This window comes from Enterobacter cancerogenus (assembly GCF_019047785.1).
Lineage (GTDB): Bacteria > Pseudomonadota > Gammaproteobacteria > Enterobacterales > Enterobacteriaceae > Enterobacter > Enterobacter cancerogenus.
This window is the reverse complement of sequence record NZ_CP077290.1, coordinates 1,105,641-1,129,162: the sequence shown is the minus strand read 5'-3', so window position 1 is coordinate 1,129,162 and position 23,522 is coordinate 1,105,641. Positions and strand designations below refer to the sequence as shown.

Annotated in this window: 17 protein-coding genes; 9 read left to right on the top strand and 8 right to left on the bottom strand. The window is 57.2% G+C overall.

The genetic code is table 11. The features are described from left to right. The first annotated feature begins 34 nt into the window (after positions 1–34). The 6 genes from I6L58_RS05255 to I6L58_RS05230 all read left to right on the top strand — a co-directional run bounded on the left by I6L58_RS05255 (position 35) and on the right by I6L58_RS05230 (position 8,203). Positions 35–1,222 carry a macrolide efflux RND transporter periplasmic adaptor subunit EtsA gene (locus tag I6L58_RS05255; protein ID WP_088207624.1) on the top strand — a complete coding sequence of 396 codons (1,188 nt, stop codon included), beginning with the start codon at positions 35–37 and terminating at the stop codon, positions 1,220–1,222. Further along, a complete protein-coding gene (locus tag I6L58_RS05250; RefSeq protein ID WP_088207623.1) occupies positions 1,219–3,159 on the top strand; it encodes a MacB family efflux pump subunit in 1,941 nt (646 codons plus the stop codon). The genes I6L58_RS05255 and I6L58_RS05250 overlap by 4 nt, the downstream gene beginning before the upstream one ends. Positions 3,160–3,162: 3 nt before the next feature. After that, a complete protein-coding gene (locus I6L58_RS05245; RefSeq protein ID WP_088207622.1) occupies positions 3,163–4,533 on the top strand; it encodes a macrolide efflux RND transporter outer membrane subunit EtsC in 1,371 nt (456 codons plus the stop codon). A gap of 186 nt (positions 4,534–4,719) precedes the next feature. Next, positions 4,720–6,096, top strand: coding sequence for a glycoside hydrolase family 1 protein (locus tag I6L58_RS05240; protein WP_042321087.1), 1,377 nt, complete (start codon positions 4,720–4,722; stop codon positions 6,094–6,096). 51 nt (positions 6,097–6,147) lie between these two features. Further along, on the top strand, positions 6,148–7,470 hold the full coding sequence (locus I6L58_RS05235) for a PTS sugar transporter subunit IIC (RefSeq protein ID WP_042321090.1): 1,323 nt from the start codon (positions 6,148–6,150) through the stop codon (positions 7,468–7,470). A 16-nt stretch (positions 7,471–7,486) separates the two neighbouring features. Further along, positions 7,487–8,203, top strand: a complete 717-nt coding sequence (locus tag I6L58_RS05230) for a GntR family transcriptional regulator (protein WP_006177325.1) — start codon at positions 7,487–7,489, stop codon at positions 8,201–8,203. 43 nt (positions 8,204–8,246) lie between these two features. Here I6L58_RS05230 and ldtB read toward each other — a convergent pair whose 3' ends face one another. Beyond that, positions 8,247–9,167: a L,D-transpeptidase gene (gene ldtB / locus I6L58_RS05225; RefSeq protein ID WP_006177326.1), complete on the bottom strand. Its 921-nt coding sequence runs from the start codon at positions 9,165–9,167 to the stop codon at positions 8,247–8,249. 222 nt (positions 9,168–9,389) lie between these two features. Between ldtB and I6L58_RS05220 the strand changes: the two genes are divergently transcribed. Further along, positions 9,390–10,985: an ABC-F family ATPase gene (locus tag I6L58_RS05220; RefSeq protein WP_042321096.1), complete on the top strand. Its 1,596-nt coding sequence runs from the start codon at positions 9,390–9,392 to the stop codon at positions 10,983–10,985. A gap of 90 nt (positions 10,986–11,075) precedes the next feature. Here I6L58_RS05220 and I6L58_RS05215 read toward each other — a convergent pair whose 3' ends face one another. Then, positions 11,076–13,439, bottom strand: a complete 2,364-nt coding sequence (locus I6L58_RS05215; RefSeq protein ID WP_140418794.1) for a glycoside hydrolase family 31 protein — start codon at positions 13,437–13,439, stop codon at positions 11,076–11,078. A 17-nt stretch (positions 13,440–13,456) separates the two neighbouring features. Continuing rightward, positions 13,457–14,758, bottom strand: a complete 1,302-nt coding sequence (locus tag I6L58_RS05210; RefSeq protein ID WP_088207620.1) for an MFS transporter — start codon at positions 14,756–14,758, stop codon at positions 13,457–13,459. Positions 14,759–15,047: 289 nt separating this feature from the next. On the opposite strand from I6L58_RS05210, the gene I6L58_RS05205 reads away from it, so the two are divergent. Beyond that, positions 15,048–16,121, top strand: coding sequence for a LacI family DNA-binding transcriptional regulator (locus I6L58_RS05205; protein ID WP_088207619.1), 1,074 nt, complete (start codon positions 15,048–15,050; stop codon positions 16,119–16,121). On the opposite strand, the gene I6L58_RS05200 is transcribed toward I6L58_RS05205, so the two are convergent. From I6L58_RS05200 to I6L58_RS05185, 4 genes are all read right to left on the bottom strand, one after another. Next, positions 16,118–17,374 carry a DUF1479 domain-containing protein gene (locus I6L58_RS05200; RefSeq protein ID WP_088207618.1) on the bottom strand — a complete coding sequence of 419 codons (1,257 nt, stop codon included), beginning with the start codon at positions 17,372–17,374 and terminating at the stop codon, positions 16,118–16,120. The two genes, I6L58_RS05205 and I6L58_RS05200, sit on opposite strands and share 4 nt — an antisense overlap. 149 nt (positions 17,375–17,523) lie before the next feature. Further along, positions 17,524–18,339: a Cof-type HAD-IIB family hydrolase gene (locus I6L58_RS05195; protein WP_042321105.1), complete on the bottom strand. Its 816-nt coding sequence runs from the start codon at positions 18,337–18,339 to the stop codon at positions 17,524–17,526. 216 nt (positions 18,340–18,555) lie between these two features. After that, positions 18,556–20,988: a formate C-acetyltransferase/glycerol dehydratase family glycyl radical enzyme gene (locus I6L58_RS05190; protein WP_088207617.1), complete on the bottom strand. Its 2,433-nt coding sequence runs from the start codon at positions 20,986–20,988 to the stop codon at positions 18,556–18,558. A 4-nt stretch (positions 20,989–20,992) separates the two neighbouring features. Further along, positions 20,993–21,892 (bottom strand): glycyl-radical enzyme activating protein, encoded by a 900-nt coding sequence (locus I6L58_RS05185; RefSeq protein ID WP_088207616.1) that lies wholly within the window; start codon positions 21,890–21,892, stop codon positions 20,993–20,995. Between the two features lie 127 nt (positions 21,893–22,019). Here I6L58_RS05185 and fsa point away from each other — a divergent pair, with 127 nt between their 5' ends. Beyond that, positions 22,020–22,682 carry a fructose-6-phosphate aldolase gene (gene fsa, locus I6L58_RS05180; protein ID WP_006174242.1) on the top strand — a complete coding sequence of 221 codons (663 nt, stop codon included), beginning with the start codon at positions 22,020–22,022 and terminating at the stop codon, positions 22,680–22,682. An 87-nt stretch (positions 22,683–22,769) separates the two neighbouring features. Here fsa and moeB read toward each other — a convergent pair whose 3' ends face one another. Further along, positions 22,770–23,522 carry a molybdopterin-synthase adenylyltransferase MoeB gene (moeB, locus tag I6L58_RS05175; protein WP_088207615.1) on the bottom strand — a complete coding sequence of 251 codons (753 nt, stop codon included), beginning with the start codon at positions 23,520–23,522 and terminating at the stop codon, positions 22,770–22,772.

Genomic DNA, 23,522 nt, shown 5'->3' with positions numbered 1-23,522 from the left:
TCACTGCTGTTTATCGTTATGGAAAACCTGCGTAATGCTAACAAAATTCCCTCCCCGACGCGTATTGACCTGTGCTGCGGCTCTGCTAATTATTTTTAGCATCGCCTTGTTTTTCTTCCTGAGAAGCCCCGAGGTCCCTGAGTATGTTACCGCTCCAGTACGCATCGGCGATATTGAAAACGCCGTACTTGCTACCGGTCGAATTGATGCGATTGAGCGGGTCAACGTTGGGGCACAGGTTTCTGGCCAGGTTAAGTCGCTGAAAGTGAAGTTAGGCGATCGTGTCACTAAAGGACAGCTCATCGCTGAAATTGATGACGTGCCGCAGCGTAATGATTTACGCAACGCAGAAGCTGCTCTCAACGTGGTAAAAGCGGACCTTCAGGCTAAGCAGGCGCAGTTGAAGCAAGCCTCATTGCGTTTTAAGCGCCAGCGCCAGATGCTAAATGAGGATGCCAGCTCAAGAGAAGATTTCGAAACGGCTGAAACCACGCTGGCCAGTACTCGCGCTGAGCTATCGGCACTGAACGCCAAACTCGTCCAGGCGCAAATTGATGTCGACAAGAAAAAGGTCGATTTGGGTTATACAAAAGTTGTTGCTCCCATGGACGGCATTGTTATTGCCGTTGTCACCCAACAGGGCCAAACGGTTAACTCCAGCCAAAGTGCGCCGACCATTATCAAACTCGCACGTCTGGACGTGATGACAATTAAAGCCCAGATCTCTGAGGCGGATATCACGCGAATTTCACCGGGACAGAAAGCCAGATTCACCATTTTCTCTGAGCCGGATAAGCATTATGACGCCACGTTACGTACCGTTGAACTGGCACCTGAGTCGGTTATGAAAGATGATAGCCTGGCCAGCAGTAGCTCAGCCTCAGGGTCAGGCACGTCAAATGCTTCGGTGTACTACAACGCGCTGCTGGATGTCCCCAATCCAGAAAATCGGCTGCGAATTGCCATGACAGCACAGGTGACCTTGCTGGCTGGAGAAGCTAAAAATACGTTACTGGTGCCTATTCAGGCTGTGCACAAAGTGAGTGGCAACAAGCAGCAGGTGCAGATATTGACCAGTGATAACCGGCTGGAAACCCGTGAGGTCAAAACCGGCATTACTAACAGTGTGGATATCCAGATCCTGGACGGTGTAAAAGTCGGGGAACATGTTGTGTTATCGCAGCCGGGTGAAAAAGCGCCCGGGGAAGGGTTTGTATCTTGAGTAATATCATAGAACTCAAGGGCATCAGCCGCACCTACCGGAACGGTGGACAGGATCTCACCGTGCTTAAAGGGATTGATTTGACTATCGCTGCAGGGGAGATGGTCGCGATCATCGGCGCCTCCGGTTCCGGTAAGTCGACCCTAATGAATATTATGGGCTGTCTCGATGTCCCTGATTGTGGCGACTACTATATCAGCGGTCAAAATGCCGCCCAGCTTTCACCTGACGATCTGGCAAGGATCCGCCGTGAGCACATCGGTTTTATCTTCCAGCGTTATCATTTAATGCCCGACCTGAGCGCGTTAAGTAACGTTGAAATTCCAGCGATTTATGCCAATAGCGAGCGCGAAAAGCGCCGTCTGCGCGCGGCGACATTGCTTGGAAGACTCGGGCTGGAAGGTCGTGAACATCATAAGCCGGGAGAGCTTTCAGGCGGCCAGCAGCAGCGTGTAAGTATTGCCCGCTCGCTGATTAACGGCGGTGAAATCATTCTGGCGGATGAACCCACCGGCGCGCTGGATACGCAGTCCGGTCAGGAGGTACTGTCAATACTCAGTGAACTGAATCAGCGTGGCCATACCGTGGTTATGGTGACACATGATATGAAGGTAGCGCAGCATGCTAACCGTATTATTGAGCTGCGTGACGGTGAAATTATTTCTGATACCGGCAGTCGTGTTACCTCCGGGGTTGCCCTTAAACGACCTGACAGCGTTCAGCAAAGCTGGTGGCAAAGTATTGTTGACCGTACCCGTGAATCCCTGCACATGGCGTTAAAAGCGATGAATGCGCATCGCCTGCGCACGACGTTAACCATGACGGGCATTATTTTTGGTATCGCCGCGGTTGTTACGGTGGTGGCGCTGGGTGAAGGCGCGAAACAGCGAACCCTTGATAATATCAAGGAGCTTGGAACCAACGTGGTGAGCATCTACCCGGGAAGGGATTTCTTTGACGACAGCACCGAAGCCATTCGTACACTGGTCCCGGCAGACGCCGAAGCATTAGCAAAGCAGGGGTTTGTTGACAGCGTCAGCCCCGAAGTTAACGCTTCCGACAACATTCGCTTTCTGGGTAAATCCGCTACCGCCACGATCAACGGCGTTGGGCGCGATCATTTTCGCGTAAACGGTATTGAACTGTTGCAGGGATCAACTTTCCAGGACGATCGAAATGCCTCGCAGGAAGTCATCATTGATGAAAACGCCCGCAAGGCGTTATTTGACGATGCAGGACTCAAGGCACTTGGGCAAATCGTTTTTCTGGGTTCCGTGCCTGCACGGGTTGTCGGCATCGCCAAAGGGAACAGCCGAAGCTATGCGCCTAATCGCATTAACGTCTGGATGCCTTACAGCACGGTGATGTACCGAATGACAGGAAAACCGGTGTTGACCAGCATCAGCGTAAGGCTTAAGGATGATGTTGCCAACGAGGCAGCGGTCAGCGCTATTTCTCAGCTTCTTACCCAACGCCACGGCGTGAAAGACTTCCAGCTTTATAATTTCGAGCAGATTCGACAATCAATCGAACGGACGTCAATGACCTTTAGCATCCTGATTCTGATGGTGGCCTGCATCTCGCTGATGATCGGCAGCATTGGGGTGATGAATATCATGCTGGTGTCGGTCACGGAACGGACCCATGAGATTGGCGTGCGAATGGCGGTCGGTGCGCGTCAGGGCGATATCATGCAGCAGTTTATGATTGAGGCTGTGCTGGTATGTCTGATAGGCGGAGTGTTAGGTATTGCACTGTCGTATGCTGCCGGAGCGCTGTTCACCGCGCTGGCAGGGGGACTTTTCACCGCCATTTATTCGTGGCAGGCCGCTGCTGCCGCATTCTTCTGTTCAACGTTAATCGGCATGATCTTTGGTTATCTCCCTGCCCGCAAGGCAGCAAGGATGGATCCGGTCGTTTCACTGGCCAGCGAGTAACCCATGAAAATATTATCCCCTTTAACGGTATGCCTTGCTGTCCTGCTTAGTGCTGGCTGCGCCGACTCTCTGAAAAGCGACTATCAGCCTCCTGAGGTGAAATACCCTGCCAACTGGTATCAAGCGGATGCTGCGGAGGAGAGGATGCCGTTCGACTGGCAGGCCTTTAACGATCCAGACCTCGACGGCTGGCTGCGGCAGGTGATGGTGCGCAATAACGATGTCGCTAGAGCGGTATTGCGTGTGTATCGCGCCCGCCTGGACGAAGAGCGGATCGGCATCGCAAACGATCCGGGACTCAAAGGTTCGCTCGCGCTTGACGGTAAAAAACAGCTGAACAGCTCAGCCAACTGGAGCAGGGGCAGCGTTGCCAGTATTAATACCAGCTATGAGCTGGATCTGTGGGGCAAAATAGCGCGGCAGCGCGATGCGAAGGCGTGGGCACGTTTTGCCTCGGAAGAGGATCTGCGTTCTGCCCGCCTGACGCTGCTTTCAAATGCCAGTAATAATTACTGGCGCTTAGGCTTTATTAACCAGAAGCTGTCTGTCCTGCAACAAAGCATCGACTATGCAAAAGAGACGCTGCGCCTGGCTAACGCGCGTTATGCCGCGGGCGGTGCCTCCTCTCTGGATGTTGTGGATGCGCAGCAGGGCGTGCTTTCGCAGGAAAACAGGCTGGCGGCGTTGAAGAATGAACGTTTACAGGCGCTCAATCAGCAAGCCGTTTTGCTTGGAACCGCGCCGGGCAGCGCGATAGTCGAACCGAAAGCGTTACCAATGGGACCACTGCCGCAGGTCAGTGGAAAGATCCCGGTCAACGTGCTGCGGCATCGACCCGATATCAGCGCTAAAGAGTGGCGGGTACGGGAAGCATTGGCCACCGTTGATGTCCAGCGTACTGCATTTTATCCAGCGTTTAGTCTGACCGGCTCGCTTGGCAGCAGCAGCAGCAGCCTTATGGCCTTCCTGGAAAATCCTGTAGGCTCTGTTGGAGCAAACCTGACCCTGCCGTTCCTGGAATGGAGAGAAAGGGGCATGGACGTGAAGATTGCCCGCAACGACTACGAGCAACGGGTTCTGGAGTTTAAACAGGAACTTTACAAGGCGATGAGTAGCGTAGAAGATGCGCTTGCTTTGCGTCATCAACTCCTGGAACAGGAGACGCTTCTACGTGAAGGCCTGGAACTGGCGAAAAAATCAGAGAGGCTAAACGAAGTTCGCTACCGCCAGGGCGCGGTGCGAATTTCTTTCTGGCTTGATGCTCAGGAGAAACGCCGTCAGGCCGAACTGGCACTGTATGAAAATCGCTTTAACCAGTTAACTAATCTGGCAAAAATCTATATGGAGTTCGGCGGTTCGGTATCTTTCCCCTGAAGTGCGCAGACTCATTTACGTCTGGCAGCAAAAGGACTTGCTGCCACGGCGCAGTTCGCAAGATAAATCCCTCGTCATTATTCAAACCCATCTCACAAAAATCGTTCCTCCCCTTTGATCGAAATTTCATCTCCGGCTATATGACTAGTCATATCATTTAAATGACTAGTCATATAGGAGGCAACCATGAATCAATCACTGCCAGCAAACTTCTTATGGGGCAACTCGGTGTCGAGCATGCAGACGGAAGGGGCATGGAACGAGGGCGGAAAGGGGATGTCGGTGTACGACATTCGCGAAGCCGGTGAAAATATCTCTGACTGGAAAGTGGCGACCGACTCTTACCACCGCTACCGGGAAGACTTTGATTTGATGCAGGATCTGGGCATGAACTGCTACCGCTTTCAGATCTCCTGGAGCCGCGTCTGCCCGCAGGGTGACGGCGACTTTAACGACGAGGGTATCGCCTTTTACGACCGCTTTATCGATGATTTGATCGCCCGTGGCATTGAGCCGATGGTCTGCCTCTACCACTTCGATATGCCGCTGGCGCTGGCGCAGGAGTACAACGGATTTAACGATCGTCGCGTCGTGGAGGCGTTTATCCGCTACGGCAAAAAGATGATCGACTGCTACGGCGACCGGGTGAAGTACTGGCTGACCTTTAACGAGCAGAATATTTTCCACATGCCGATAGCCTTCCGCATCTCCGGCTATATGAAAGGGGAGGAAACCCTGCGCGAACTGTACGAAGTGCAGCATCACACCATGGTGGCGCACATGGCGCTGACCGAGTACCTGCACCAGTCCCGGCCAGGCCAGCTGATGGGCGGCATGCTGGCGCACCAGCTGATCTACCCCGCAACCTGCAAGCCGCGCGATATCTTCTGCGCCCAGCAGTACGACGAATTCCTCAACCAGAACCTGCTGCGCGTCTTTGCCGGCCAGGGCTACAGCCCGGCGGTGATGGCGGTAGTGGAGCAGCAGGGCTTTGGCGATATCTACCGCGCCGAGGATCTGGCGCTGTTCGCCCGCACCAAAAACGATTTCATGGCCTTCAGCTATTACGCCAGTAAAACGCTGGACAGCGACGCGATCCCGGAAGGTACGCCGGTTAACTATTACCTGCAGCACGGTGAAAAGAACAACCCGTATCTCAAGGCAACGGAATGGAACTGGCAGATCGACCCTATGGGCTTTCGCACCATCATCACCCGCTACGCCAACGACTGGCGCATGCCGGTGTTCCCGATTGAAAACGGCATTGGCGTCATTGAGTCCTGGGACGGCGTGAACCCGATTGAGGACACGTATCGCATCGACTATCACCGGGCGCACATCGAGGCGATGAAGGCGGCGATGTTTGAGGATGGCGCCGAGGTGATGGGCTATCTCGGCTGGGGGTTAATTGACATCCTCAGCTCGCAGGGCGATATGCGCAAACGCTACGGCGTGGTGTATGTCAACCGTGAAAACCACGACCTGAAAGACCTCAAGCGCGTGCCGAAGAAAAGCTACGCGTGGCTGAAACAGGTCATCCATACCAACGGACGCGAGATGTAAGCCGTACGCTGCCAGGCCGTTTTTGTGACTGATTGATGGGAAATATCCGCTATGTCTGAAGCAAAAATAACACCGCATATGCAGTCTTTTGTCGACAAATTTGTAGAGTTCTCGGCGCGCCTGGCAAACCAGGTGCACCTGCGCTCGTTGCGCGATGCCTTCGCCACGGTGATGCCGATTTTCATCCTCGCCGGGCTGGCGGTGCTGGTGAATAACGTGGTGTTTCCGTGGATCTTTGAAGGCGACACGTTGGCGCAGTTCAAGGTGTGGGGCGAGGCGATAATCAACGGTACGCTGAATATCGCGGCGCTGCTGCTGGCCCCGATGATTGCCTGGGCGCTGGCGCGTAACAAAGATTTCGACAATCCGGTCTCGGCAGTGGTTATCGCCGTCAGTAGCTTTATCATCATGATGCCGATGCAGCTCTCGCTCACGCCTGCAGGCAGCCAGACGGCGGTCAACGTTACCCAGGTACTGTCGTTTGGCAATATTGGCAGCACCGGGATTTTCGCCGGGGTGCTGATTGGCCTGCTGTCGACGGAAATCTTTATCGCCATTTCGCGCCTTAAGGCGCTGCACATTTCTCTGGGGGAAAATGTCCCACCTGCGGTGAGCAAATCCTTTACCGCGCTGATCCCGACGATCATCACGCTCTCTCTGTTTGCCGTGCTGGCCGCCGTGCTGGCGAATGTCCTGCACACGGACCTGATCCACCTCATTACCACCTTTATCCAGCAGCCGCTGCGCCTGATTAACACCAGCCTGCCGGGGACGATTTTTATCTACAGCTTCGGCAACTTCCTCTTCACGCTGGGTATTCACCAGTCGGTGGTCAACAGCGTGATTCTGGAACCGTTCCTGCTGATTAACACTAACGAGAACATGCTGGCCTTTGCTAACGGTCAGCCGATCCCGCATATCATCAACAACATCTTTGTCCCGACCTTTGGCATGATCGGCGGTACGGGCAGCACCATTTCGCTGCTGATCGCCATTTTCATCTTCTCGCGGCAAAAATCGGCGAAGCAGGTGGCCCGTCTGTCTCTGGCGCCCGGCCTGTTCAATATCAACGAGCCGGTTATCTTCGGCCTGCCGATTGTCTTTAACCTGCCGCTGATGATCCCGTTTGTTCTGCTGCCCGCCATCGGCATCTATTTCGCCTGGCTCTGCACCACCCTGGGGTTGATGTCGCGCTGCGTGGTGATGATCCCCTGGACCACGCCGCCGATCCTCAGCGCCTGGCTGGCAACAGCGGGGGACTGGCGTGCCGTGGTCGTGCAGTTGGCAATCATGACATTTGGTGTATTCTTCTACCTGCCTTTCCTCAAAATAGCCGAGAGAGTGGCGTTGAAAAACAGCGGGATAGAAAACTAAACAGAAGGACAGGACGATGGCGGCGAAGTACATCACCATAGCGCGGGAAATCAAGAAACGCATTATCAGCCAGCAGTACGCCGCCAATGAACCGCTGCCGGACCAGTTCGCGCTGGCGGCGGAGTTCAGCACCAGCCGGATGACCATTCAGCAGGCGATGCGCCAGCTGATTGTCGAAGGGCTGGTCTACACCCGTCAGGGGCAGGGGACGTTTATCCGCAAAAACTTCCTCCAGCTTTCGCAGTGGGATCTCTCTGGCAGCGACTACTTTGGCGCAACCAAAACCTGGGCACACCTTGGCACGGTGAGCAGCCAGGTGGTGCATTTTGAACTGCGCTTCCCCAACGAGAAAGAGCAGGCCTCGCTGATGATTAACGGCGATGCGCCGGTCTATGATTTTATCCGCCTGCGTCTGCTGAACGGCGAGCCGATGTCGCTGGATTCCACAGTCATGCCGCTGAATCTGGTGCCGGGGTTAAACAAGAGCCATCTTGAAAGTTCGGTGTTCCAGTATGTGCAGGAGACGCTCGGGCTGAAGATCATGGGGTCGTATCGGGTGGTGCGGGCGTTAAAGCCCAACGAACTGGATATGCAGCACCTGGTCTGCGAGCAAACCGACCCTGTGCTGGAGGTAGAGCAGGTAATCTATCTTGAAGACGGTACGCCGCTGGAGTACGCCCACTGCCACTATCGGTACGACCACGGCGGGATTGTTATCGTCAATAACGGATAAAAAAAAGCGGGCCTCGAGGCCCGCGTTTTTATGCGTGTTGCTATCAGTTCAGACGCACCGGCATACCGGAACGGTTCTGGATCGCCTGATCGACAACGGTCGTATCCACATCGGCCTGAGAGGTCACGGCCTGTACCGCGCTGGTCAGGGTGATTGGCACGATTTCGTTGTTGTTGATCTGGTCTTCGCTGGTGGAGAGCGGGTTGTGCACCTCAATGTAACGGCTGCCGTCTGGCTCCGTCGTCGCTTTCACCGGTTCATTGATGAACTGCACGCGCGTACCCACTGGCACGTTGTCGAACAGGAATTTGATGTCGTCGTTACGCAGACGCACGCAGCCGTGGCTGACGCGCAGGCCGATACCGAAGTTAGCGTTGGTACCGTGGATAGCGTACAGACGGCCAATGTACAGCGCATACAGACCCATTGGGTTATCCGGGCCGGCAGGGACGACGGCTGGCAGCGGCTCACCGGCAGCGATGTATTCCGCGTGCATTTTGGCGGTTGGCGTCCAGGTTGGGCCGGCTTTCTTACGCTCAACTTTGGTGGTCCAGTTCAGCGGGGTGTCTTTACCGAGCTGGCCGATACCGATTGGCAGCACGATCACGGTGTTGGTGCCTTTCGGGTAGTAGTACAGACGCATCTCCGCGCTGTTGATCACGATGCCTTCATGAACGGTGTCAGGCAGGATCAGCTGCTGAGGAATGTTCAGTACGGTGCCCGCTTTTGGCAGGTACGGGTCGACGCCCGGGTTGGCTTCCAGCATGTTAGACAGACCAAGCTGGTATTGCGCAGCGTAGTATTCCAGCGGCTGGGTGTTGCCCTCTTCAACGGTGACAACCTGGTTTTGACCTACCAGACGGCTTCCGTCTGTCGGCAGGGGATAAGTCACCGCAGAGGCGGTTTTGCAAAAACCTACGACGGCTAACGCTGCCGCAAAAAGCGTTGTTAATTTCATGTTCATGTTTTGCGAGGTATCTAAGCCATTCCGGCGATGAGTTGATAAGTCTGAATCTGTGATGGGAGCGCATTATATGTGCATTCCTGCTCACTGGGAATTCAGATGTGTACGAAATCACATTTTTTTCGAATTTGTTAAAGTTTAGTGCATTGCTGCAACACGGGATCTCAATTCGGAATTGTGGCATAATGCCGCGTTTATCACACTTTTCGCAGGAATCTCTCCGTGTTAGTTACCAGCAACGTCACTATGCAGTTTGGCAGTAAGCCGCTGTTCGAAAATATTTCCGTCAAATTTGGCGGCGGCAACCGTTACGGCCTGATTGGTGCCAACGGTAGCGGAAAATCCACCTTTATGAAGATCCTCGGCGGTGATTTGGAGCCGACGCTCGGCAACGTGTCGCTCGATCCTAACGAGCGTATCGGTAAGCTGCGTCAGGACCAGTTCGCCTTCGAAGAGTTCACCGTGCTCGACACGGTGATCATGGGACACGGAGAGCTGTGGGAAGTGAAGCAGGAGCGCGATCGCATCTACGCCCTGGCAGAAATGAGCGAAGAAGACGGCTATAAAGTGGCCGATCTCGAAGTGCTGTACGGTGAAATGGACGGCTACTCAGCCGAAGCGCGCGCGGGCGAGCTGCTGCTGGGCGTCGGTATCCCTGTTGAACAGCACTACGGCCCGATGAGCGAAGTCGCGCCGGGCTGGAAGCTGCGTGTGCTGCTGGCGCAGGCGCTGTTCTCAAATCCTGACATCCTGCTGCTCGATGAACCGACGAACAACCTGGACATCGATACCATCCGCTGGCTGGAGCAGACGCTGAACGACCGCGACAGCACCATGATCATCATTTCGCACGACCGTCACTTCCTGAACATGGTTTGCACCCACATGGCGGATCTGGATTACGGCGAGCTGCGCGTTTACCCGGGCAACTACGACGAATACATGACCGCGGCAACCCAGGCGCGTGAACGTCTGCTGGCTGATAACGCCAAGAAGAAAGCGCAGATCGCTGACCTGCAGTCCTTCGTCAGCCGCTTTAGCGCCAACGCCTCAAAATCGCGTCAGGCAACCTCGCGTGCCCGTCAGATTGACAAGATCAAGCTCGACGAAGTCAAAGCGTCAAGCCGTCAGAACCCGTTCATCCGCTTCGAGCAGGACAAGAAACTGTTCCGTAATGCGCTGGAAGTGGAAGCCCTGGCAAAAGGTTTTGAAAGCGGTCCGCTGTTTAAAAACTTCAACCTGCTGCTGGAAGTGGGCGAGAAGATTGCCATCCTCGGTGCCAACGGCGTGGGTAAATCCACAATGCTGAAAACGCTGGTGGGCGAACTGCAGCCGGACAACGGTACCGTGAAGTGGTCCGAAAACGCGCAGATCGGTTACTACGCGCAGGACCACGAGTACGAGTTCGAAAACGACCTGACGGTCTTCGACTGGATGAGCCAGTGGAAGCAGGAAGGCGATGACGAGCAGGCGGTGCGCAGCATTCTGGGGCGTCTGCTGTTCAGCCAGGACGACATCAAAAAGCCTGCCAAAGTGCTCTCCGGTGGTGAAAAGGGCCGCATGCTGTTCGGCAAACTGATGATGGAAAAACCGAATATCCTGGTGATGGATGAACCTACCAACCACCTGGACATGGAATCTATCGAATCGCTGAACATGGCGCTGGAGATGTATCAGGGTACGCTGATCTTCGTCTCTCACGACCGTGAGTTCGTGAGCTCCCTGGCGACCCGCGTGATTGAGATTACGCCAGAGCGCGTGGTGGACTTCACCGGTAACTACGAAGATTACCTGCGTAGCAAAGGTATCGACGGCTAAAAAAAGCCGGGTGGCGGCTTCGCCTTACCCGGCCTACATTCTGTTCCCTCTCCCCGTGGGAGAGGGTTAGGGTGAGGGTATCAGGCCGCACTACACCTCCCAGTCACCCCTCTCTTCACCATTTACCCGCAGCGTACGTTTTTCCCCCGCCGGTAACGACACCTTCAGCACCTTCCATGCCGGACGATAGTCGCCGCGTGCCGCAATATTCAGATGAATGCTCGCCCCGTCGCACACCATCTGCCACTCAACCCACAGCGCATTGCCCTGCTGGTAGCCCCAGCTCTCGCCGTCGTCCTCAAACAGCAGTCCCGACGTCGTCCCCACGCCTTTCACCGGAAACAGCTTCAGCTCGCGGGTATCGTCTTTTTCAGCACTCACGTGGGTAATGCGCTCGCTCAGCGGCAGACCGGCCCCGGCGCGCACCAGCAGCGGCAGGGTTTCCAGCGGCGCGTCGCGGACGATCCACTGGCCGCCAGAGAACCACTCGTGGGTGTAATAGTCATACCAGCCGGTTACGTTATCCGGCAGCCAGACGCGGCGCTCGCGCTGACCGGCGTCGACGACGCTTGCCACCAGCAGGTCACGACCGAGCAGGAAATCATCGCACTCTTCAAAGGTCTGCGGATCGTGTTCGTGGTCGAGGAAGGTCGGGCGCAGCATCGGCTCGTCGTCCGCATGCGCCTGCCACAGCAGGGTATAGAGATACGGCAGCAGGCGGTAGCGCAGCTCAATCGCGCCGCGAATGGCAGGCGTGACGCCCGGATACATCCACGGCTCGTTAACGGTGCAATCGTCATTCCATGAGTGGATGGTAAAACGCGGATGCATCACGCCGTTCTGCACCCAGCGTACGAACAGTTCGGCATCGGGCTTATCGCCGGAGAAGCCGCCCACGTCGTGACCGACGTTAAACAGTCCGGATAAACTCATGCCCAGCCCCATGCGGATGTTATAGCGCAGGGTGTCCCAGTTGGTGCGGTTATCGCCGCTCCAGGTCTGGACGTAGCGCTGCATCCCGGCGCAGCCGGAGCGGGAGATAAGATACGGGCGTTTTTCCGGGGCAAAGCGCTGCTGCGCTTCCAGCGAGGCGCGCATCATCAGTAGCGGCATCACCGGGCGAATGTGTTTGATGGCAATGTCGTTGCCAAAGCCATGACACCGCGCTTCTCCGTCCCACACTTCATACTCGTTGTTGTCGTTCCAGGTGGAATCGATGCCCATCTCCAGCAGCTGCGTGGTGACGCCGTTCTGCCACCACTGCACCGTCTGTGGGTTGGTAAAGTCGAGGTGCGAGCCTTCATCATCCCAGAAGCTGGAACGTTCTGGTGCATCGGTTTCTGAATCGCGAATGAACAGGCCTCTTTCCGCCACCTCGTTATAGCGCGGATGATCCTGCAGCAGGCACGGCTTGATGTTGGCGGCCAGTTTTAACCCGGCGTCATGGAACGCCTGGCTCATCACCTTCGGCTGCGGCACTTTGTCATGGTTCCAGTTAAAGACGTAGCGCTTGCCGTTGATCGAGGTATACCCGGACGAAAGCTGGAACGAATCGCATGGAATAGCGTGCTCCTCACACAGGCGGATAAAGTTCATCAGCTGGTTTTGTGCGTCCGGCGCGTCGGTGTAGTGCATGGTTGACCCGCTGTAGCCCAGGCTCCATTTCGGGCCGAACAGCGTTTTACCGGTCAGACGCACAAAGGCTTTGGTGACGTCCAGCACCCGCTTACCGGTGAAAATGTAGTAATCGATATCGCCTGCTTCCGCCTGCCAGCGGCGGTAGGCGGTGTGATAATTGTCTATCTCGTTGCCCAGATCCAGCCAGCAGCTGCTCAGGTTGTCGTAAAACAGGCCGTAACTTACGTCGTCGCGGCGGGTAAGGGTGAACGGAATATGCTTGTACAGCGGATCGGTGCTGACGGCGTTATAGCCCATCGCGTCGAGGTTGCGCATCTCGTAGCGTTTACCGTTGCGCTGCAGATCGCCCGCTTTTTCTCCCAGCCCGTAGAAGCGCTCGTCCTTGCGGCGGCTCAGGTAGTGCGCCACGCCGTCGCCGTGCGCGTTAAGCAGGTAGGCGCTGGTCGGACGGTCACTGACCAGCGGGTTCCATTGGCCATCGTCACTGCGGTAATGCCACTCCAGCCACAGCGGCTGGTGCACGGTGACGCGCAGTTTGTCGGTGGCCACCGTCAGCACATCGTCTTGCTGCGAAAGCGTCCAGCAGGGGCAGGTGAAGCCGCTCAGATCGTCGCGGTGGCGGCCTTCCCACGGTACGTCTTTCTCCGGCGCGATGCTCCAGGTGCGGTCCAGCGCCAGCTCGCCTTTGCGTTTAATCAGCACGCGGAACAGATTCTCTTCCAGCACGTACAGGCACAGGCGGTGCTGATTATCGACCAGCAGTTCCAGATGGTTCGCCGACTGCGTATCGACGGTCCAGTTTTTCAGGGTTTTCATATGCAATACATCCACTATCAGGCGCGCGTGGCGCGACGTTCAGCAATAAATGCCACCAGGAAAACAGCGCCAATCAGGTCAAAGAAACCCATGGCAATGAACAGCGGGTTAAAGCCAATTTTGTCGGCGGTCACCCCAATCAAAAGAGAGAACAGGAAGCTGGCGATCCACGCCGCCGAGCCGCGCATGCCGTTGACGGTCGCCATCTGGCCTTTGTCGAACGACTCCACGACCAGCGCGCTCAGCATGCAGGAGATAATCTGGTGTCCGAAGCCGCCGATGGAGATCAGCGCGATGGTGATATACGGGTCACGGGTTATTGCCACGACGGCGAGCGAGATCATCAGGAATGCGCCGGTTACGGAGCTGGCGACCACCGCGTTCACGCGTGAGCAGCCAAACAGGCGGGTGTACAGCCGGGTAAGGTAACCGCTCGCCACGCTGCCGAGATCTGCTGCCAGGAAGGGGAGCCAGGCGAACATCGCAATCTGCTTCAGGTCCATCCCGTGCTCTTTGGCGAGGTACAGCGGCACCCAGAAGCTCAGTACCGCCCAGGCAGGCTCGGCCATAAAGGCCGGAATGGCGATACCGTAAAAGCGTTTGTTCTTCGACACGGTTTTCAGTGCGGTGAGGAAGGGGAGTTTGACCGGCGGTGGCTCGTTATCCTGTTTAATAAACGCCAGCTCCTCGTTGCTGAGGTTCGGGTGCTGCTCCGGGTTGTGGTAGAACGCCCACCATAAAATCACCCACAGCAGCGCCAGCACGCCGGTAAACATAAACGCGCCCTGCCAGCCGAACGAGGCATGGGCAAAGTAGATGATGGGCGGGGCCAGCATTGCGCCGACCGAGAAGCCCACGCCCGCCCAGCCAGCCGCGACAGGACGTTCCGATTTCGGGAACCATTCGCCAATGGTTTTGGCGTTCGCGGGTGTGGCGGCCGCCTCAGAGGCGCCCATAAAGAAGCGCAGGATCGCCAGATGCAGCCAGCTTCCGGCCCCGGCATGAAAAATACACATCAGCGCCCACAGACCGGCGCACACCATAAAGCCAATCTTCAGGCCGATAACGTCAATCAGCCAGCCACACAGGGGCTGAAAAAGGGTGTAGGCAATCTGGAACGCCCCGACGATCCAGGAGTATTGTTCGGTGGTGATCCCCAGGCTCTCTTTAAGCTCGGGCGCGAGGATCCCCAGCGAGTTACGGGTGATGTAGTTAACGGTCACGCCCAGTAAAAACAGGACCAGAACGTACCAGCGCAGGTTCTTAATCACGCGGCGGGTTTTGCTTGCCGCAAGGGGTGTATTGATGTCCTGACTCATTTTGATCTCCACAAGACGGACGGCAGGATAGAGAAAGTAAGTTGTCACACACATTTTTATATTTCGCTGAATGGTAACGGTTTTATGCATTAAACCTGTTATACCAATTCAATGCGTTTTGTGTGATAACTGCACAGTAGGGGAGAAAGTGGCTGGACAACAGGGGATTTTATGCAAAACTTTTCATGATCCTTTGTGATTGATCGTTCGTGGCCTGCGAAGCTAACTTATTGAGCATTGGCGGCCATATGAAAAAATTTTCATGACACAACCGGAGCCAGATCACAAAATGGACAAAAGGTTAAAAATCACTCAAATTGCTGAGCGCACGCAGCTCTCGATCAGCACTGTTTCGCGCGTGCTGGCGGGCAAAGCCAACACCAGCGAACGTGCGCGGGCGAAAGTGCTGGCCTGCGCGCGGGAGCTGGGCGTGATGGACGGTCTGGCAGCGGGCCGTCTGCTGCTCAATGGCCTGGTGATTTTTGCCCCCCAGCGGGCGTTCGACGAGCGGTCCGATATCTTTTACTACCGCGTGATCCAGAGCATCAGCAAAGGGCTGACCTCGCACGAGGTGCGTCTGCGCTACTGCGCGCTGGAGGAAAACGACGGCGACGCTCAGCTGTTTCTGACGCGCATGAACGAGCCGGATATCCAGGCGGCGATCCTGCTGGGTATCGACGATCCGCACATTCACGATCTGGCGGTCGATGTGGGCAAACCGTGCATGCTCATCAACTGCCGTGACCGGCATATGCGCTTGCCTGCCGTTGCGCCGGATCACCGTGCGATTGGCGAAAGAGCGGCGGAGTACCTGTTCGAGATGGGGCATCGTGAGGTGATGACCGTGCTCTGTCTGCGGCGCTATACCATGGAGCTGCGTCTGTCGGGGATCCGCGATGCGTGGCGCACGCATAATCTGAGCTTCGACGACAAACGCGATCTGCTGGAGGTGCAAAGCTTCAGTGCCAAAGAGACCGAGCGCGCGGTCAGCGAATGGCTCGGGCAGCGGCAGGGAAAAGAGTTGCCCACGGCGTTTCTGGTGGGCGGTGATTTTATGGCGGCGGGCGCCATCAGTGCGCTGCAAAATCACGGGCTGCGGGTTCCGCAGGATGTTTCGGTGATGAGCATCGACGGCTTTAATCTGGCGGCGATTCAGGACGTGCCGTTAACCGCAGTCCACGTCCCGCGCGATGAGCTTGGCGTGGAGGCGGTGCACATGCTCCAGCAGCGGTTGATGCGCCCGGACGCCCCGGTCGGCACGCTATTGCTCAACGGCACGCTGACGGTAAGGGAGTCGGTACGGCGGATACGTCAGGGCAAGCGACGCACCGCCGTCGAGCGGGAAGGGCTGTACGACGACTAGGCCATGCCCAGCGCCCGTTTGCCGTGGATGTTCAGGTCGTCCAGGGTAAAGCGATCCTGCCACGTCTGTTCGTAATCCTCGCGCGGGAAATCGCCCGGCGACGCGCCGGTGTCGAGCGCGGCTTTGACCTTCTTCGCGTAGGCGAGGTTTTTCTCGCACATCGGCGCGGCGGGGATATACATCACGTTGCCCCAGCCCTGCTGGTTTTCAACCGGCGCAACGGAGTGGATCACGTCGCAGTGCCACCAGACGGAATCTCCGGCTTCCAGCGCCGGAATGCTGGTCAGCGCCTCGATAAGCAGCGGGTGCCACTTCTCTGAAACCGGCAGTACGCGTCCCGGCGCGACGCCGCACAGCTCGTCCTCAGGGACATCGTCCAGCAGCGGACGCAGCAGAATATAGGCCATCGCTTCCGGGATCGGCACCACGTGCAGCAGACCCTGACCGGGGATCATGTCCGACAGCGCCGTCCAGCCCTGGAAGGTGCGGAACACTGAACATTTGGTGGTGTTATCCACGGTATACTCTTCCACCTCGGTACGGTGCGCGGCGTTCCACGGATCGTATTGATCGACGTTGCCGTCAAACACCCGCGCGAAGACCTGCTGATAGGCCGGAAGCAGCCAGCGTTCCAGCGCGCCGGAATCGGTGTGGGCGCCCAATCCTCTCGAGGTTGTTCCCGGCGGGCGGCGGCGAATGCGGTCCGGATAAATCACGCTGACGTCCGGGTCGAACCACCGTTTGCCGTTGCTCTCGAATGTCCATAAACGGTTCAGGAACGACTGTACCTGGGCCATCTCCTCGCTCTGGCGCGCCTGCATTTGCGCCTGCGACCAATAGATCGGGTAAATCTCCGGGCGAGAGGCCGTCAGGGTCCCGAAGAAGTTATCGCCCGGCCCTTTATACACGTCGTCAAAGTGGTTGAGATCGAGGTAATCGAGCATCGATTTATCCCACGCCAGCGCCTGCTCGCGCGGGAAATGACCTTTGATCACCGCACAGCCGCGACGTTTTACCGCGTCGCGCTGTTCCGCAGTTATCGTGCCGTTTTTGACATCCGCAAACGGGATCACCGGCCAGACGCTTTCGCCTTTATTCTTCAGCGCGTTAATTTCCGCCACGCGGGTGGCAATCTTGTCGCTGAGCTTGTCGAACACCGCCTGAACGTCACCGATCTGTGCGCGTAACTCGCGTTTCAACTGACGGATCGCCGCTTTGTGGTCCGCAGGCAAAATTTCACTGGTAAACGTCATTACTGCCTCGCATCTTTCATTCGAAAGTAAAGTTATCTACAAGTGATACTCTAAGTTAAAAATAAGTTAATGCAAGTTTAAAAACTTGACCTGTGCCACAGGATGGGAAACGCGTGCGGTGCCGGAGCGATGCCCCGGCAGGAGAAGGATCAGATGTCGAACGGGGAGTGAGCGTCGAGCACGGCCTGAATAACGTTCAGCGCGCCCTGATGATTGTTATCGTCGGTGCTGTAGCGGCTAATGTCCTTGATGCTTTCAGCCGCGTTGCCCATGGCAAAGGAGTACTTCACCAGCTTCAGCATTTCCGCGTCGTTGCCGCTGTCGCCGATACCCACGCACGCCTGCGGGGAGATTTTCCAGCGCTTCAGCAGGCGGCTGATGCCGTTGGCTTTGTGCAGGCCGGGAATGATCAGATCGACAAATCCGAAACCGCTGGTGACGGGTTTCATGATGCCGTCCAGTGACACGTGCAGTTTGTCGACAAGATTCGGGATATCGCTGTCCGGCAGGTTGAGGGAGAACTTGAACAACACGTCGTCGATTTCACGGTAGTCGCCGATGCGCTTCAGACGGTGGTAGTGCTTTGACATCAGCGCCACAAACGCCTCGGGGGCGCGATCGCTCACGTAGGCGCTTTCCAGCCCGCAGGCGACAAAGTTCAGCCCTTTGTCTTTCAGCAGTTCGCCAATGACGATTTGCGCCTCGTGGCGGGTCAGCTCGCCGTGGAAAATCTGTTCGCCATGATCGAACACCAGCGCACCGTTCTCCGCCACAAAGGAGATCTGATTTTTCAGCTCCGGGAAGAAGGAGATTAGCTGGTAGTACTGGTTGCCGCTGGCGACAACAAATTCAATATCACGGGCCTTAAGCTGTTCGAATTGTGCCTGAAAGCGGTCGCGGTCGTACTGCTTGGCGTCATCCAGGAAAGTACCGTCCATATCGGTGACGATAACTTTTACGGTCATACTGTGCTCCAGAGTCACTTCGTTTTGAAACATTCTAATAACAAGGTGACGGGGAGCACAAATTTAATTTCATTCGAAAGTAAAACAAAACGGCAACCGAGGCTGCCGCTGAGTGGTTTCTCCCTCTCCCCGTGGGAGAGGGCCGGGGTGAGGGCATCTGCGTGCGCATTTCCCCCTCACCCTAACCCTCTCCCTCAAGGGAGAGGGGATAACGCGTTACAACGTGTGCTCGGTACGCGCAATGATATCGTCCTGCGCATCCGGGGAGAGGGCGGTGAAGAACGCCGAATACCCTGCGACGCGCACCACCAGATCGCGATACTGGTCCGGGTGTTTCTTCGCTTCCAGCAGCGTGTCGCGCGACACGATGTTGTACTGGATATGCCACCCCTTGTGCACCTCGAAGAAGGTGCGCAGCAGCACCATCAGCTTCTGACGATCGCTGTCGTTTTCAAGCGTCGACGGGTTCAGCTTCTGGTTGAGCAGCACGCCGCCAAGGATCGCTTCGGTCGGCAGTTTGCCCACGGAGCCAATCACCGCCGTCGGGCCGAGGTGGTCCGTGCCGGAGGCCGGGCTTGCCCCTTCCGCCAGCGGCGTATGCGCCTTACGTCCGTCCGGCGTGGCCATGGTTGCGGCACCAAACGGCACGTTGGCGGAGATAGACGATGTCCCGGCGTAGTAATTACCGCCAATCGGGCCGCGTCCATAGCGCGGGTTGTGGTACTGCTTCAGCTCTTCAATGTAGGTCTGATAAGCCCGGGTCAGCAGCATGTCCACGCTGTCATCGTCGTTGCCATACTTCGGCGCGCCGTTGATCAGACGCTGGCGCAGCTGTTCGTGCGTCAGCCCGTCGAAGTCATCCGCCAGAGCGGCGGCGAGCTGCTGCTGGCCGATGGTGCCCTGCTCGAACACCAGTTTCTTCACCGCAGCCAGGCTGTTCCCGAGGTTAGCAATGCCCACCTGCAGGCCGGATACCCAGTCATACTTCGCGCCGCCCTGTTTGATGCTTTTCGCGCGCTCGATGCAATCGTCCACCAGCGCGGAGCAGAGAATGTCGTGGACGTTCTCTTCCAGCATGGTGTCCACCACGTACTCAATCTCGATGGATTTACGGGTGTAATAACGGATCTGGGTATCCCACGCCGCCATCACCTCCTCGAAGTTATCGAAGTTGCCGGCAGAGAGCGCTTTCTCCTGCGGCAGGAATACCTTACCGCTGGTGGCGTCGCGGCCACCTTCCAGCGCGGCGAGCATCACGCGGGCAAAGTTGATAAAGCTCATGCCGGTACAGCGATAGCCCCACTTGCCGCCGACGGCGGTTTCAATACAGCCAATTGCCGCATAGTCGTAGGCATCGTCTTTCTCGACGCCGAGCTTGATAAATTCCGGAATAACGATTTCATCGTTGTTAAACGCCGGCATCCCGAAGCCGCAGCGGATCACCTGCACGCAGGCGTCGAGGAAGTCGTTGCTCATGCCCGCATGGTAACGCACGCTCAGGTTTGGCTGGGTGGAGCGCAGGCGGCCGCAGGATTCGAGAATGGCGTAAGAGAGTGGGTTCACCGCGTCCATCGGCTCGCCGTTAACCAGCGTCTGCCCGCCGATGGTGACGTTCTGGTACAGCGGGCTACCCGCCGAAGCTTTGGAGTGCGAGCCGGAGCGGATTTTGTTCACCTCCAGCAGCTTCAGCCAGCAGCTGTGCAGCAGCTCAATCGCGTGCTCGCGGTCAAGGCTCTGGTTCAGCTCCACGTCGCGGCGGTAGAACGGATAGAGATACTGGTCCATGCGGGCAAACGACACCGAGTGGCCGTTGGACTCAATCTGCAGGATCAGCTGGATGAAGTAGCACAGCTGCAGCGCCTGCCAGAAGGTGGCTGGCGGCTGGTGGGCAATCACGTCACAGTTTTCCGCTATTGCCAGCAGTTCGTCGCGGCGGCTTGCACGCGTCTCTGTCGAGGCCATATCGCGGGCCAGCGCGGCGAAGCGTTCAATGTGCAGGCTAACGGCGTCCAGCACGATATCGATCGCCTTGAGGAACTGGTCGCCGTGCAGATCGTCCAGCACCGTCAGGTTGATGCGCGAGCGGCGCTCGGCCACTTTGGCGCGCAGGCCGTCGAGGCCTTTCTCCAGCAGCAGCGGGAAGTTCACCGCCAGGTGCGCGTCACCGGAGGTCATGTTGCCTTCGGCTTTGATAATGCCGGTCTCCAGCAGGCCTTTCTGCTCGTCGGTGAACATGCCGTAGCAGCAGTCCTGTACCGTCTGGCCGCGCCACCATGGGCAGATGTCATGCAGTACGCGTTTGTTCTCTTCGCTGACCGCAAAGCCTGCGCCGGGGCGGTCGGCAAGATCGTCTATCTCTTTTTCAATCCACGAAACGGTATATTCCGGGAAAATCGGCGCGGCGCGGACCTCGCTCGCCTGGTTACCGACGATCAGCTCGTCGTGTTTGATCCAGATAGTACGCTGCGCCAGGTGATGCGCCAGCGCCAGGGCACGACGCACCGGGATCGGTTTGTCCATGTGCTGCTGGTACATTTCGGTGTAGTGCTGTGCGCGCTCGGTGCAGACCGGCGGCTTAACAATATGCACCAGGGCGGTTTTGTGCGCTTTAATTCGCTCGCTGAGGGGGGTGAGATTCAGGGTCGTCATAAGTTTATCCTCGTAAGGTCGCGGTTAACCCTTTGTGGCAGGCATACTGCTGTGCAAAGTCCAGCAGGGCAGGGTTATCCAGCGGTTTGTCAGGGGCAGAGTAAGGTTGACCGAGCAGGGTGTATTTGTTCATGCCCAGCGTGTGATACGGCAGAAAATGAATGTCGCGGACGTTGAGTTCGTCGGCGGCGAAGTTGGTGATGGCGGTAATGGACGCTTCATCAGCATTAAAGCCCTGAATCAGCGGCACGCGGATGGTGATGTTTTTCCCAGCCGCCGCCAGACGCCGGAGATTATCCAGGATCCGTTTTGCAGAGCCGTCGGTCCACTGTTTGAACACGTCGCCATCGACGTGCTTCAGGTCGGCCAGGAACAGATCGACATACGGCAGTGAGGGGGCAACAGAGTGCCAGGGGACATGCAGGCAGGTTTCTACGGCGGTATGAATGCCGTGCTCGTGGCTGGCTTTAAACAGATCGTGGGCCAGCGTCGGGTTCATGAAGGGTTCGCCGCCGGAGAGGGTAATGCCGCCGCCGCTACGGTCGTAAAAGGGTTTATCGCGCAGGACGGTAGCCATGATCTCCGCTACCGGCGGCGTGTCTCCGCAGACGGTGAGCGCCTGCGTCGGGCAACAGTCGGTGAGGGCGTCGAGCGTCTCTGCATTCAGCCTTTCCCGATGGATGACCAGCCCGTTCAGCGCACGCTCGATAATGCCCGGCGCGGACTGCTGACACAGGTCGCAACCGTCCAGGCACAGACGCGCATCAAACAGCACGTCGCGGGTGCGGGAGCGGCTTTCCGGGTTCTGACACCAGCGGCAGCCCAGCGAGCAGCCTTTCAGGAACACCACGGTTCGAATTCCGGGGCCATCATGGGTAGAGTAACGCTGAATATTGAAGATCATTTTTTAGCCCTCAGGTTGCATATGAAGATTAAATGACTTTCGAATGAAAGTTATCTTGATGCAGGTCAACTCCTGAGCAGGTTTTATCGTGATAGGTTAGGTACAGGCTAATTTTGAGGGTGACATCATGGAACTTTATCTCGACACATCTGACGTTGCGGCAGTGCGTAAACTGGCGCGTATCTTCCCGCTGGCGGGGGTGACCACCAACCCGAGCATCGTTGCCGCAGGCAAAACGCCGCTGGACGTGCTGCTGCCGGACCTGCACGACGCGCTGGGCGGCAAGGGGCGTCTGTTTGCGCAGGTGATGGCGACGACGGCCGACGGCATGGTAGAGGACGCGCGTAAGCTGCGCGCGATTGTTCACGACCTGGTGGTCAAAGTGCCGGTGACGGCAGAGGGGCTGGCCGCCATCAAGCTGCTGAAAGCGGAAGGTATCCCTGTGCTGGGGACGGCGGTGTATGGCGCGGCGCAGGGGATGTTGTCTGCGCTGGCGGGGGCGGAGTATGTGGCACCTTACGTGAACCGCGTGGACGCGCAGGGCGGGGACGGGATCCAGACCGTGATTGAGCTGCAACAGCTGCTGACCCTGCATGCCCCGCAGTCAAAAGTGCTGGCTGCGAGTTTCAAAACCCCGCGTCAGGCGCTGGATTGCCTGCTGGCGGGCTGTGAATCCATCACCCTGCCGCTGGACGTGGCGCAGCAGTTTATTACTTCACCGGCTGTGGATGCGGCGATTGTGAAGTTTGAGCAGGACTGGCAGGGCGCGTTTGGGCGGACGTCGATTTGATTCTGTTGCCGGGTGGCGCCGGCCTACGGTTTTCTACCTCTCCCTGTGGGAGAGGGCCGGGGTGAGGGCATCAGGCCGCAACAAGACTTAACCGCCGCACATCTCACATCCCGGATTGCGCATTAACTTCATCTCGCGGAACTGGCAGGTCATCGCGTCGTACATCACGATTTTCCCCGCAGCAGGCGTACCGTAATGCGCCAGCACCTTGATCGCTTCCATTGCCTGCAGCGAACCTATCACGCCGACTAACGGCGCCATCACGCCCGCTTCGACACAGGTCAGCGCATTCTCGCCAAACAGGCGGCTCAGGCAGCGGTAGCAGGGCGCGCCGTCGGCGTAGGTGAAGACGCTGATGTGGCCCTCCATGCGGATCGCCGCGCCGGAGACCAGTGGGACTTTGTGCGCAAAACAGCCTGCGTTGAGCTGGTTACGAATGGCGACGTTATCGGTACAGTCGAGAACCAGATCGTGCTGCGCAATCTGTGCGGAGAGCGCTGCGTCATCCAGCGCGGCGTCAATGAGCGTGAACTGAACGTTGGGATTAATACGCGCCAGCGCCGCCCGGGCAGATTCCACTTTCGGCTGACCCAGGGTTGCGTCGCTGTGCAGCGTCTGGCGCTGCAGGTTCGATACCGAGACGGTATCAAAATCCAGCAGCGTCATCTGGCCCACGCCCGAGGCGGCGAGATACTGTGCAGCAGCGCAGCCCAGGCCGCCGAGGCCGACCACCAGCACGCGCGCGGCCTTAAGCGCTTCCTGCCCTTCGAAGTCAAACCCGCGCAGGACGATCTGGCGGTTGTAGCGCATCATCTCCTGGTCGCTCAGTTCCACCGTCAT

What these genes read in the sequence shown, in the direction of transcription:
- I6L58_RS05255 (WP_088207624.1), top strand. Translation starts at nt 35, where the DNA reads ATGCTAACAAAATTCCCTCCCCGACGCGTATTGACCTGTGCTGCGGCT.
- I6L58_RS05245 (WP_088207622.1), top strand. Translation starts at nt 3,163, where the DNA reads ATGAAAATATTATCCCCTTTAACGGTATGCCTTGCTGTCCTGCTTAGT.
- I6L58_RS05240 (WP_042321087.1), top strand. Translation starts at nt 4,720, where the DNA reads ATGAATCAATCACTGCCAGCAAACTTCTTATGGGGCAACTCGGTGTCG.
- I6L58_RS05235 (WP_042321090.1), top strand. Translation starts at nt 6,148, where the DNA reads ATGTCTGAAGCAAAAATAACACCGCATATGCAGTCTTTTGTCGACAAA.
- I6L58_RS05230 (WP_006177325.1), top strand. Translation starts at nt 7,487, where the DNA reads ATGGCGGCGAAGTACATCACCATAGCGCGGGAAATCAAGAAACGCATT.
- ldtB (WP_006177326.1), bottom strand. Translation starts at nt 9,167, where the DNA reads ATGAACATGAAATTAACAACGCTTTTTGCGGCAGCGTTAGCCGTCGTA.
- I6L58_RS05215 (WP_140418794.1), bottom strand. Translation starts at nt 13,439, where the DNA reads ATGAAAACCCTGAAAAACTGGACCGTCGATACGCAGTCGGCGAACCAT.
- I6L58_RS05210 (WP_088207620.1), bottom strand. Translation starts at nt 14,758, where the DNA reads ATGAGTCAGGACATCAATACACCCCTTGCGGCAAGCAAAACCCGCCGC.
- I6L58_RS05205 (WP_088207619.1), top strand. Translation starts at nt 15,048, where the DNA reads ATGGACAAAAGGTTAAAAATCACTCAAATTGCTGAGCGCACGCAGCTC.
- I6L58_RS05200 (WP_088207618.1), bottom strand. Translation starts at nt 17,374, where the DNA reads ATGACGTTTACCAGTGAAATTTTGCCTGCGGACCACAAAGCGGCGATC.
- I6L58_RS05195 (WP_042321105.1), bottom strand. Translation starts at nt 18,339, where the DNA reads ATGACCGTAAAAGTTATCGTCACCGATATGGACGGTACTTTCCTGGAT.
- I6L58_RS05190 (WP_088207617.1), bottom strand. Translation starts at nt 20,988, where the DNA reads ATGACGACCCTGAATCTCACCCCCCTCAGCGAGCGAATTAAAGCGCAC.
- I6L58_RS05185 (WP_088207616.1), bottom strand. Translation starts at nt 21,892, where the DNA reads ATGATCTTCAATATTCAGCGTTACTCTACCCATGATGGCCCCGGAATT.
- fsa (WP_006174242.1), top strand. Translation starts at nt 22,020, where the DNA reads ATGGAACTTTATCTCGACACATCTGACGTTGCGGCAGTGCGTAAACTG.
- moeB (WP_088207615.1), bottom strand. Translation starts at nt 23,522, where the DNA reads ATGACGGTGGAACTGAGCGACCAGGAGATGATGCGCTACAACCGCCAG.